Annotated in this window: 2 protein-coding genes; both read right to left on the bottom strand. The window is 40.7% G+C overall.

Going from position 1 to position 14,365, the window contains the following annotated elements; translation table 11 throughout:
• Positions 1 to 7,205: type I polyketide synthase (locus tag F6K18_RS16130; protein WP_287522194.1), on the bottom strand; the 7,205-nt coding region annotated here is incomplete at its 3' end.
• 101 nt (positions 7,206 to 7,306) lie between these two features.
• On the bottom strand, positions 7,307 to 14,302 hold the full coding sequence (locus tag F6K18_RS16125) for an SDR family NAD(P)-dependent oxidoreductase (protein ID WP_287522301.1): 6,996 nt from the start codon (positions 14,300 to 14,302) through the stop codon (positions 7,307 to 7,309).
• Positions 14,303 to 14,365 lie beyond the last annotated feature (63 nt).

Here is a 14,365-nt window from a genome sequence, read left to right as displayed (position 1 = left end):
ACCTGAGTCGGAGAAATTGCCCCCATCCCCTGCTTAAGTACCCTCACATCTGCACCACGTTCGGCCGCCTCTCCTATGTGAGAAACAGCTCCCCAATGAATGCTTAATCCCGGTAATCCCATCCCCCGACGATAATGAGCTAAACCATCTAGGAAAGCATTCGCCGCAGAATGATTGCCCTGACCTGATGAACCCAACAGAGATGCTGCCGAAGAAAATAGTACAAAAAAGTCCAACTTTTGGTTTTGGCTCAGTTTATGCAAATGCCAACCACCTTTCACTTTCGGCCACATCACTTGTTCAAACCCATACCAACTCTGGTTTTGTAGCACTCCATCTGATAACATACCCGCAGCATGAATCACTCCTGCTAAAGGTCTGTTTGACTCCTCAATCCTCTGCCACACACCTCTCATTGACTCCCAATCTGACACATCCCCTTTTTCCACTACCACTGACGCTCCTGCCATTTCTAACTCACCTATTTTTTTGATAGTCGCATCATCCGGCGAACGACGTCCTAACAACACTAAATGTTTAGCTCCCAAAGACACCATCCAACCCGCCACCAGCAAACCCAAACCTCCCATACCTCCTGTTATCAAATAGCTAGCATCCGAACGGAAACTTAAAGGCTTTTTACTGGTTAGTTGTGTTTGACTCACCACAATCTTGCCTATATGTTTAGCTTGCTGCATATAACGGAAGGCATCAATCACTTCCTCTATAGGAAACACCTTTATTGGTAGTGGTTGTAGTAAACCATCCCCAAATTTCTCTTTCAACCCTGGCAACATAGAATTGATTAATCCCGGTTGCTCAACTGACTCTTTGACTAAATCCACCACAAAATAAGATACATCTGGTCTGACTGCTGCTACTTGCTTTGAACTCCATACTCCTCGCTTGGCAATTTCCACAAACCGACCACCATCACTTACCACTGACATACTCTTACTGATAAATTCCCCAGAAGTCAGAGAGTTAAGTACAATATCCACTCCTTTTCCTTGAGTTCTTTCCATCACCTGGTCAGCAAATTCATAGGTTCGGGAATTCATAATATGTTTCACACCCATCTTTCTGAGAGCTTCCCATTTGGGCGGACTTGCCGTTGCCATCACCTCAGCTCCTGCTGCGATTGCTATTTGCACCGCTGCCATTCCCGTTCCTCCTGCTGCTGCATGGATGAGGATGCGTTCGCCTTCCTTAATCTTCGCTACATTATGCAAACAATAATAAGCCGTTAAAAAATTAGCTGGAATCGACGCTGCTTCTTCAAAGCTCATATTTTCCGGCTTCATGACTACATAGCTAGCATCAACAGTTACATACTGACTCAAGCTCCCTTGAGCCATCGCCATCACCTGATCCCCGACATTAAAGCCTTTGACTTGTGACCCTACAGCTACTAATTCACCTGCACACTCTCTACCAAAACTCTCCATCTCTACTAAGTGTTTTTGAGACATTCCATCCACTTCATCAGGGACTAATCCTAATGCAGATACTACATCTAGAAAATTCAACCCTGTTGCCTTGACTCTAATTTCTACTTCCCCAGCTCCTGGGGAACGTCTGCTCACTGGCTCTAAGGTTAAGTTATCCAAACTCCCCTTGTTTGAACTTCCTAGTTTGAATGGTTCCGATGGTACTAACTTTTTGGCCACTGGTTGCTGATGATGACTTGCCACCAACCTTGCTACATAACGACCCTCTCCACGCCATGCTACCTGGTCTTGGCCATCCTCCGACCAGATTTCTGTAAATAGTGTATCCCCTTGACCCTCTATACCCTTCTCTGGGTCTAAATCTATACGAGTACAATTCAACTCTGGGTGTTCTAAACTAATCGCCTTCCCCATTCCCCACACTGAAGATTGAGCTACTCCCGGTATAACTGGATTCTTTGACGGTACTGCTTGAGCGCCACTTGTCACCAACCATAATCTAGGTACAACTGATAACTCTGCTTTCACCAATGCTTGTACTAAATATAAACTTGTACCACACCCTAACTTCGATAAATTTTCTAACTCCTCATAATTAATCTCTTCACCCACTCCTCCTTCTGTCGTCCAACATTGTACTACTCCATATAATGACTCTGATTTCCTTCCTACTGTCTCTATTACTTGCTTAAATTCTTCAACCTTGTTGGGATTTATCCTAAATTCTCCAGGAGCTATCTGTTGATACTTTTCTCCTGCATATACTAAAGTACACACCTCTCCCACTGACTTCAGTTTCTTCCCTAACTCTTTACCTATTCCCTCATAGTCTGCTAGTATCAACCAACCCTTAGAATCCTCATTCCTTTCTTCTAACTTCGTTTGACTGTTTTGAGCTACAATTACCGTTTGCCCTAACAATGTTTCTGCCATTCCCTCTACTTCCGGCATCGTCACTACTTCTGTAAAACCTCTTTCTTTCAACACATCATGCCATTGCTCTCTACTCAGTAAAGGATAGTCTGAGCGTAATTCATAATCCCTAAATTTCCACCATCCCTCTAGCATTCCAAATACTAAATCTGCCCATCTTGTTTTCCCTGTTACTTCATATAACACTAACATTCCCCCATCTGCTAAGAGTTCTCGCACATGGGATAATGTCTCCTTCATATCTGTAGTTGCATGAAGTACATTAGCTGCTATTATTACATCATATTTCTTACCCTCAAATCCTTGGCTTTTTGGGTCTATTTCTATGTCTAAGGTTTTATACTCTACAAATTTATAATCCCCGAATTTCTCTTTCGCTTTCCCTATAAATAATGCCCCTAGGTCTGTAAATGTATATTCTGTTTGCTCCATATTTAGATTAGGCAGGATATAGCTAGTCGTTCCTCCTGTTCCCGCTCCTATTTCCAATAACCGTATCCCTCGGCTTTTTGGTAATTTTTCTATAGCCTTGGCGATGGATTTTTCTACTATTGTGTTCATCACTTTCGCTACTGTTGACTCTTCATAAACTTGAGTCGCTGTGGTCAAATCTCCTTGAGGGAATACTAACTGTACTGGGTCTATTGCCCCTCGTAATACTCCACTTAGTTTACTAGCACAACCTTCCAATAATGTCAATGTTGCTGTTTCTTCTGGATATTCTTTCTGTAAACTCTGGCTTTTTTCACTCGGCTTTACTTGAGCTAAAGTTTTTGCTACTTCCCACTCCTGATTCTTATACTTGAGTATTCCTTCCTCTGTTAATATAACCAGCAGACGCCTCAACAGCGAGCGATGGCTGGGAACTATGCCTAATTTTTGGGCTACTCCATCAAATTCCAACTTTTGTGTTGGTTTATATGACCAACCCATCTGCTGCAACCCTTGTAAGATATAATCTACGCTTAATTCTTCTAAGCTTTTCTCAAAAGAGTTACTTCTTTCACTATCTACTTGAGTTACTAACTCTCTCACAGTCGGTGTCAAATTTTTGGCAATTTCTACAGGTGCCATTAAATCTGGAGGTAAGAGTTTACCTAATATACCTTGGTTTCTCCACTCTACTTCATACAACCAATCCTTGATTGATTCGGTTTCTGTTGCCAGTAAGCTCTGTTTTGTTGCTCGTTTTAGTTGTAAACCTTTTACCTTGGCTATTATTTCTCCTGATGCACTTACTATAGTCACACTCGCCGTCAAACTTTCTGGTCTTTTTACTTTGGGTGGGGTTACTGATGCGTGAGCATATAGACTCACCCCTGGTTTCTTATATACTTTGAATTTTTCTATTCCTACTGGCAGATAAGTCGGTTCACTTTCTTTTCCTGGCACTGCCTGAAATATTACTTGCAAAGCTGCATCTAATAGTGCTGGATGAAAATTATACTCCCCCATTTGTGTTATTAATTCTTCCGGGAGTTTTATATAACCTAATGCTTGGTTTGAGTTTGACCATAATTTTTCCATACCTTGGAAACTCTTTCCATACTCTATCCCTACTTTTGAACATTTTTGATAATGTTCTTTAACCTCTATTACTTGATTACATTCACTCCTGTATTTTTCTAGGTCGATTTTTGGAGATGGAGTTGAGTTAGCCTCTTTGGTTATTTTTCCTGTTGCGTGCAGTTTCCACTCCTGTTTTTCTTGAGAAAATATTTGAAATTTGTAGCTTTGGCTATCTGTTGGCGTTACTATTGTTTGCCCATTTATTAATTCTCCTGCTGGTAATATCCATCCACTACTGATTATTAGGTCTTCTATTACTATTTCCGACCTTTCCCATTGCTCATTTCCTGCTGCTATTCCTATTTCTAAGTATCCTGTTGTCGGAAATATAGCCTCCTTAAATACTCGGTGATTACTCAGATACTCTGGTGCATTTTCTCCTATTAATGAAGTAAATATCTTTTGTTCCCCTGCACAATTTAATTTTTCACCTAATAAGGGATGCTGGTTTTTACCTGTTGACAATTGCTGTTTAGCCCAGGAATTATTTTTGGTTTCTATCCAATATCGTTCTCTCTGAAACGGATATGTGGGCAATTCTACTTTCTGACGACTATAATCTTTTTCCCACCCTAACCAATCTATTTTCGCTCCTTTTACATACAATCTTCCTAAGCTCGATACCATTTGTTCCCATTCATCCACTCCCGGACGTAATGATGGCAACCATTCTCCTATCTCTTCTTTTACACATTGCCTTCCCATACCCAACAATATTGGTTTCGGTCCGATTTCTAGGAACAATTCATATCCTTGCGACTCTAGATTTTTCATGCTCTGGGCAAATCTTACTGGTTGACACACATGACTCACCCAATATTGAGCATTAGTAATTTCTTCTCCCACTTTTTCACCACTTACATTTGATATGAATGGTATTTTCGGTTGGTTATAGCTTACTTCTTTGGCTACTTTTTCAAATTCGGCTAACATTGGCTCCATCAACGGAGAATGAAAAGCATGGGACACCTGTAGCTCCTTAGTTTTTACTCCCATTGCTTCTAAGTTACTACCAATACTTGCTATGGCTTCACTCTCACCTGAAATTACTATACTTTCTGCTCCATTTATCGCTGCTATTGTCACTTGGGAATTATAGTTTTTTATTGCCTCTTTTACCTGATCTTCTGATGCCATTACTGATACCATCTTACCACCAGATGGTAACTCCTGCATTAACCTACCCCGCATTGCTATCAGTTTCAGACCATCTTCTAAAGAGTATACTCCTGCTGTGCAAGCTGCTACATATTCTCCTACACTGTGACCCATGACTACATTGGGTTTAATCCCCCATGATTCCCATAATTTGAAGAGAGCGTATTCTATTGCAAACAGAGCTGGTTGAGTATAAGCTGTTTGGTCTAACAAAGAACTTGACTTTTGTGCATCTTTAGGATACAGAACTTCTAATATAGGTACTTCTAGATAGGAACTCAGAATATCACTACACTGGTCGATAATTTTCTGAAAAGTTGGTTGAGTCTGGTATAACTGCCTTCCCATTTGCAGATATTGAGAACCTTGACCAGTAAATAGAAAGGCTATTTTCGTCCTCGTTTGGCTTGTTATTTGTCCTGAAGAGATTCCAGGAAAATTCTCTCCCTGCTTGTATTGTTTGAGTTTCTCTACTAAATCTTGTTGCTCAGAAGTAATGAAAGCTAATCTATGGTTAAATTCTGCTCTACCAATGTTAGCTGTGTAGCAAATATCCCCCAAATCATTATCATTACTTTCTGCTTCTAAATAACTTTGATAACTATTGACTAAATCAGCAAGAGCATTTTCTGTTTGAGCTGACATCGTAAATATATGAACTTGACGTTCAACAACATTCTGACTTTTAACTTGATGAGAGGGTGCTTCTTCTAAAACTATATGAGCATTGGTGCCACTAAAACCAAAAGAACTAACCCCAGCTATGCAACTTTTACCATTTGTCGGCCAAGAGGTGAGCTTGGTGGCGACTTGTACTGGTAATTTGTCCCAATTTATATAAGGATTTGGCTGATTAAAATGTAGTGATGGGGCTATTTTCTGATGTTGCAGTTGCAAAACTACCTTCATTAAACCGGCAATACCTGCAGCTCCCTCCAAATGACCAATATTAGTCTTGGCTGAACCAATTATTACTGGTTGTTCTGGAGAGTGAGTTTTTCCAAATACCGTTCCTATTGCTCCTACTTCAATCGGGTCTCCCAATGATGTGCCTGTGCCATGAGCCTCTATATAACTGATACTAGCCGGGTCTACTCCTCCATTTTCCATGGCTTGACCAATTACTCCTTGCTGAGACGGCCCACTCGGGACGGTTAATCCACTCGTATCACCATCCTGATTAATGGCTGTTCCCCGAATCACTGCCAGGATATTATCTCCATCAGCTACAGCATCTGATAAACGTTTGAGTACGACCATACCACATCCTTCCCCACGGACAAATCCATCTGCAGTAGCATCAAAAGTCTTGCATCGACCATCGGGAGATAACATTCCCGCTTTAGAAAAATTGATGCTCAACTCTGGAGATATTAATGCATTTACTCCACCCGCTAGAGCTAAATCACACTCTCTATTTCTTAAACTGGTGGTGGCTAAATGAATACTGACTAGAGAAGAGGAACAAGCTGTGTCTACTGCTAAACTAGGGCCTTTGAGTCCCAGAAGGTAAGAAATTCTCCCTGATGCTGTACTGTGGGTATTTCCTGAAGCCATATAGGCATCAATTTGTTCAAAACCTTGAGTTAATATCTTTTGAGTATAGTCGTTACTACAAATGCCAACAAATACACCAGTAGAGGTTCCTTTAAGTTGTTGAGGATTGATTCCTGAACGCTCTAAGGCTTCCCAACTCACTTCTAGGAGTAATCGCTGTTGAGGGTCTAGATGAATTGTTTCTTTAGGAGAAATACCAAAGAAATTGGCATCAAACTCTTGTAGTCGCTCCACAAAGCCTCCATAACGAGTATACATTTTACCAGGAGCGGTAGGGTCAGAGTCGTAATATTCATCAACAGGCCATCGGTCTGGAGGCACTTCAGTAATAGCATCTACTCCGTTTTGTAAAAGTTCCCAGAAGGTTTCAGGGGTAAATGCACCTCCTGGAACACGGCAACCCATTCCAATTATTGCGATTGGTTCCTTGCTTTGATTTTCGTACCTTTCTAGTTTGGATCGTGCATCTTTGAGGGCTTTAATTGCTCTTTCTAAAGGTAAGTTTTGTTTTTTTTCTTGAGTTATTTTTTGATTCATTTTGTATTAATAGGAGTTGTTTTAATAGAATAAGTTGACAAGTAGTTTTATAAAGTTTAGGTGTTTGATATAGTTCCGAAGTTAACAAAAACTATCGCTATTTAAATTAATTTTTCTAATTCTTCAATTTCCTTAATCAATGATGCTTCTAATTCAACTTCTGTCACTAGACTAGCATCTGATGACTCGGATAACTTTTCTTCATATTGGTTCAGTGATCGCAACTCAGTATCCTCTTGAGCATCTATTAAGTTTAATTGTTCTGCTAAGTAATCTACTAGCTTATTAAGCTTGGGATAATCAAAAGCTATAGTAGAAGGTACTGAACACCTCAAGCTCTTTTGCAACTTATTCCTCAACTCCACAGAAGTCAAAGAATCCATTCCCAAGTCAAAAAAACCTGTTTCCAAGGCAATTGATTCAGGATGATTAATTCCCAACACTTGAGCTACCTGATGACGCAGGTGAGCCACTAATAAAGAGCGACGCTCGCTGGGTAGTGTCGCCTCTAACTTTAATAGAAAATCTGACTTCGATGGTTCTGACACCTCGAGTATAGTTTCCTGCCAATCTGCTAAAAAAGGCCATTGAGCCACTCTCTCCTGCATACCTGACCAATCAATAGGCACCACCCCTACTTCTGTATCCGAACCACTCATCAATAGTTCTAAACACTCCAATACCTGAGTCGGAGAAATTGCCCCCATCCCCTGCTTAAGTACCCTCACATCTGCACCACGTTCGGCCGCCTCTCCTATGTGAGAAACAGCTCCCCAATGAATGCTTAATCCCGGTAATCCCATCCCCCGACGATAATGAGCTAAACCATCTAGGAAAGCATTCGCCGCAGAATGATTGCCCTGACCTGATGAACCCAACAGAGATGCTGCCGAAGAAAATAGTACAAAAAAGTCCAACTTTTGGTTTTGGCTCAGTTTATGCAAATGCCAACCACCTTTCACTTTCGGCCACATCACTTGTTCAAACCCATACCAACTCTGGTTTTGTAGCACTCCATCTGATAACATACCCGCAGCATGAATCACTCCTGCTAAAGGTCTGTTTGACTCCTCAATCCTCTGCCACACACCTCTCATTGACTCCCAATCTGACACATCCCCTTTTTCCACTACCACTGACGCTCCTGCCATTTCTAACTCACCTATTTTTTTGATAGTCGCATCATCCGGCGAACGACGTCCTAACAACACTAAATGTTTAGCTCCCAAAGACACCATCCAACCCGCCACCAGCAAACCCAAACCTCCCATACCTCCTGTTATCAAATAGCTAGCATCCGAACGGAAACTTAAAGGCTTTTTACTGGTTAGTTGTGTTTGACTCACCACAATCTTGCCTATATGTTTAGCTTGCTGCATATAACGGAAGGCATCAATCACTTCCTCTATAGGAAACACCTTTATTGGTAGTGGTTGTAGTAAACCATCCCCAAATTTCTCTTTCAACCCTGGCAACATAGAATTGATTAATCCCGGTTGCTCAACTGACTCTTTGACTAAATCCACCACAAAATAAGATACATCTGGTCTGACTGCTGCTACTTGCTTTGAACTCCATACTCCTCGCTTGGCAATTTCCACAAACCGACCACCATCACTTACCACTGACATACTCTTACTGATAAATTCCCCAGAAGTCAGAGAGTTAAGTACAATATCCACTCCTTTTCCTTGAGTTCTTTCCATCACCTGGTCAGCAAATTCATAGGTTCGGGAATTCATAATATGTTTCACACCCATCTTTCTGAGAGCTTCCCATTTGGGCGGACTTGCCGTTGCCATCACCTCAGCTCCTGCTGCGATTGCTATTTGCACCGCTGCCATTCCCGTTCCTCCTGCTGCTGCATGGATGAGGATGCGTTCGCCTTCCTTAATCTTCGCTACATTATGCAAACAATAATAAGCCGTTAAAAAATTAGCTGGAATCGACGCTGCTTCTTCAAAGCTCATATTTTCCGGCTTCATGACTACATAGCTAGCATCAACAGTTACATACTGACTCAAGCTCCCTTGAGCCATCGCCATCACCTGATCCCCGACATTAAAGCCTTTGACTTGTGACCCTACAGCTACTAATTCACCTGCACACTCTCTACCAAAACTCTCCATCTCTACTAAGTGTTTTTGAGACATTCCATCCACTTCATCAGGGACTAATCCTAATGCAGATACTACATCTAGAAAATTCAACCCTGTTGCCTTGACTCTAATTTCTACTTCCCCAGCTCCTGGGGAACGTCTGCTCACTGGCTCTAAGGTTAAGTTATCCAAACTCCCCTTGTTTGAACTTCCTAGTTTGAATGGTTCCGATGGTACTAACTTTTTGGCCACTGGTTGCTGATGATGACTTGCCACCAACCTTGCTACATAACGACCCTCTCCACGCCATGCTACCTGGTCTTGGCCATCCTCCGACCAGATTTCTGTAAATAGTGTATCCCCTTGACCCTCTATACCCTTCTCTGGGTCTAAATCTATACGAGTACAATTCAACTCTGGGTGTTCTAAACTAATCGCCTTCCCCATTCCCCACACTGAAGATTGAGCTACTCCCGGTATAACTGGATTCTTTGACGGTACTGCTTGAGCGCCACTTGTCACCAACCATAATCTAGGTACAACTGATAACTCTGCTTTCACCAATGCTTGTACTAAATATAAACTTGTACCACACCCTAACTTCGATAAATTTTCTAACTCCTCATAATTAATCTCTTCACCCACTCCTCCTTCTGTCGTCCAACATTGTACTACTCCATATAATGACTCTGATTTCCTTCCTACTGTCTCTATTACTTGCTTAAATTCTTCAACCTTGTTGGGATTTATCCTAAATTCTCCAGGAGCTATCTGTTGATACTTTTCTCCTGCATATACTAAAGTACACACCTCTCCCACTGACTTCAGTTTCTTCCCTAACTCTTTACCTATTCCCTCATAGTCTGCTAGTATCAACCAACCCTTAGAATCCTCATTCCTTTCTTCTAACTTCGTTTGACTGTTTTGAGCTACAATTACCGTTTGCCCTAACAATGTTTCTGCCATTCCCTCTACTTCCGGCATCGTCACTACTTCTGTAAAACCTCTTTCTTTCAACACATCATGCCATTGCTCTCTACTCAGTAAAGGATAGTCTGAGCGTAATTCATAATCCCTAAATTTCCACCATCCCTCTAGCATTCCAAATACTAAATCTGCCCATCTTGTTTTCCCTGTTACTTCATATAACACTAACATTCCCCCATCTGCTAAGAGTTCTCGCACATGGGATAATGTCTCCTTCATATCTGTAGTTGCATGAAGTACATTAGCTGCTATTATTACATCATATTTCTTACCCTCAAATCCTTGGCTTTTTGGGTCTATTTCTATGTCTAAGGTTTTATACTCTACAAATTTATAATCCCCGAATTTCTCTTTCGCTTTCCCTATAAATAATGCCCCTAGGTCTGTAAATGTATATTCTGTTTGCTCCATATTTAGATTAGGCAGGATATAGCTAGTCGTTCCTCCTGTTCCCGCTCCTATTTCCAATAACCGTATCCCTCGGCTTTTTGGTAATTTTTCTATAGCCTTGGCGATGGATTTTTCTACTATTGTGTTCATCACTTTCGCTACTGTTGACTCTTCATAAACTTGAGTCGCTGTGGTCAAATCTCCTTGAGGGAATACTAACTGTACTGGGTCTATTGCCCCTCGTAATACTCCACTTAGTTTACTAGCACAACCTTCCAATAATGTCAATGTTGCTGTTTCTTCTGGATATTCTTTCTGTAAACTCTGGCTTTTTTCACTCGGCTTTACTTGAGCTAAAGTTTTTGCTACTTCCCACTCCTGATTCTTATACTTGAGTATTCCTTCCTCTGTTAATATAACCAGCAGACGCCTCAACAGCGAGCGATGGCTGGGAACTATGCCTAATTTTTGGGCTACTCCATCAAATTCCAACTTTTGTGTTGGTTTATATGACCAACCCATCTGCTGCAACCCTTGTAAGATATAATCTACGCTTAATTCTTCTAAGCTTTTCTCAAAAGAGTTACTTCTTTCACTATCTACTTGAGTTACTAACTCTCTCACAGTCGGTGTCAAATTTTTGGCAATTTCTACAGGTGCCATTAAATCTGGAGGTAAGAGTTTACCTAATATACCTTGGTTTCTCCACTCTACTTCATACAACCAATCCTTGATTGATTCGGTTTCTGTTGCCAGTAAGCTCTGTTTTGTTGCTCGTTTTAGTTGTAAACCTTTTACCTTGGCTATTATTTCTCCTGATGCACTTACTATAGTCACACTCGCCGTCAAACTTTCTGGTCTTTTTACTTTGGGTGGGGTTACTGATGCGTGAGCATATAGACTCACCCCTGGTTTCTTATATACTTTGAATTTTTCTATTCCTACTGGCAGATAAGTCGGTTCACTTTCTTTTCCTGGCACTGCCTGAAATATTACTTGCAAAGCTGCATCTAATAGTGCTGGATGAAAATTATACTCCCCCATTTGTGTTATTAATTCTTCCGGGAGTTTTATATAACCTAATGCTTGGTTTGAGTTTGACCATAATTTTTCCATACCTTGGAAACTCTTTCCATACTCTATCCCTACTTTTGAACATTTTTGATAATGTTCTTTAACCTCTATTACTTGATTACATTCACTCCTGTATTTTTCTAGGTCGATTTTTGGAGATGGAGTTGAGTTAGCCTCTTTGGTTATTTTTCCTGTTGCGTGCAGTTTCCACTCCTGTTTTTCTTGAGAAAATATTTGAAATTTGTAGCTTTGGCTATCTGTTGGCGTTACTATTGTTTGCCCATTTATTAATTCTCCTGCTGGTAATATCCATCCACTACTGATTATTAGGTCTTCTATTACTATTTCCGACCTTTCCCATTGCTCATTTCCTGCTGCTATTCCTATTTCTAAGTATCCTGTTGTCGGAAATATAGCCTCCTTAAATACTCGGTGATTACTCAGATACTCTGGTGCATTTTCTCCTATTAATGAAGTAAATATCTTTTGTTCCCCTGCACAATTTAATTTTTCACCTAATAAGGGATGCTGGTTTTTACCTGTTGACAATTGCTGTTTAGCCCAGGAATTATTTTTGGTTTCTATCCAATATCGTTCTCTCTGAAACGGATATGTGGGCAATTCTACTTTCTGACGACTATAATCTTTTTCCCACCCTAACCAATCTATTTTCGCTCCTTTTACATACAATCTTCCTAAGCTCGATACCATTTGTTCCCATTCATCCACTCCCGGACGTAATGATGGCAACCATTCTCCTATCTCTTCTTTTACACATTGCCTTCCCATACCCAACAATATTGGTTTCGGTCCGATTTCTAGGAACAATTCATATCCTTGCGACTCTAGATTTTTCATGCTCTGGGCAAATCTTACTGGTTGACACACATGACTCACCCAATATTGAGCATTAGTAATTTCTTCTCCCACTTTTTCACCACTTACATTTGATATGAATGGTATTTTCGGTTGGTTATAGCTTACTTCTTTGGCTACTTTTTCAAATTCGGCTAACATTGGCTCCATCAACGGAGAATGAAAAGCATGGGACACCTGTAGCTCCTTAGTTTTTACTCCCATTGCTTCTAAGTTACTACCAATACTTGCTATGGCTTCACTCTCACCTGAAATTACTATACTTTCTGCTCCATTTATCGCTGCTATTGTCACTTGGGAATTATAGTTTTTTATTGCCTCTTTTACCTGATCTTCTGATGCCATTACTGATACCATCTTACCACCAGATGGTAACTCCTGCATTAACCTACCCCGCATTGCTATCAGTTTCAGACCATCTTCTAAAGAGTATACTCCTGCTGTGCAAGCTGCTACATATTCTCCTACACTGTGACCCATGACTACATTGGGTTTAATCCCCCATGATTCCCATAATTTGAAGAGAGCGTATTCTATTGCAAACAGAGCTGGTTGAGTATAAGCTGTTTGGTCTAACAATGAAGAACTTGACTTTTGTGCATCTTTAGGATACAGAACTTCTAATAGAGGTACTTCTAAATATTCTTTCAGAATTTCATTACATTGGTCTAGAATTTTCCGAAATGTGGGTTGAGTCTCATATAACTGTCGTCCCATATCTAAATATTGAGAGCCTTGCCCTGTGAACAGAAAAGCAATCTCTTTCTCCTGACTTTTTGCTTTTCCTCTTAATACTCCGTTAGTCTCATTATCCTCAAGAAAATCTGCTAATTTTTCCTGTAGATTACCCTTTGACTCTGCTACTATTGCCAGTCTTTCTGCAAAATTTGTTCTTCCTGTATTAGCACTAAAGCATATATCTTGTAGCGATGACTCAGTTTGTGATTGTAAATAAGTTTGATATTTTGTTGCTAGTTCCCTCAGTGCTTTCTCCGTCTGTCCTGAGAGGGTTAAAATCTGTTGTGGACGTTCTCGAATATCTTCACTTTTGACTTTTGACTCTCTTGGTGCGCGTTCCCTTGCGTCTTGCGCCGACGCGGGGTCGCACCGCTTTTGAATTTTTACTTGTTCTGGTGCTTCTTCAAACACAACATGAGCATTAACACCTCCAAACCCAAATGAACTTACCCCTACCCGTCGGGGAATTATCTCTCCTGTCTCAGTTTGTAGCTGCTGCCATTCTTCAGTTTCACTAACTATATAAAATGGGCTATCTTTTAATTCTATGCGGGGGTTTAATTCCTGAAAATTTGCAAGTTTTGGGAATTTTTTGTGCTTTATTGCTAACAATACTTTGATAACTCCAGCAATTCCTGCTGCTGCCTCTAAATGCCCCACATTTGTTTTAACTGCTCCCAGACCACAATAGGGTTTTTCTGTTAATGGTACTTCGTATTGTTGATGTAATTGTTTAAAACTGCGTTTCAGACCATTTATTTCTATTGGATCTCCCAAGGGTGTTCCTGTACCATGAGTTTCTATATAGGAAACTGTATTGGGGGCAATATTTGCTTTTGTATACGCCGATCGCAATACCTGAGCTTGAGCATAAATATTTGGAGAGGTTAATGTTCTTGCTGTACCTCCATGATTAATAGCACTTCCTTTGATTACACCATAGATTCTGTCTCCATCTGAGAGTGCTTTGGCTAAAGGTTTTAATAAGACTACTCA

The organism is Okeania sp. SIO2C2 (assembly GCF_010692625.1).
Taxonomy (GTDB): Bacteria; Cyanobacteriota; Cyanobacteriia; order Cyanobacteriales; family Microcoleaceae; genus Okeania; species Okeania hirsuta.
Note: the sequence above shows the minus strand (reverse complement) of the source record. Positions and strands in the feature narration are given on the sequence as shown.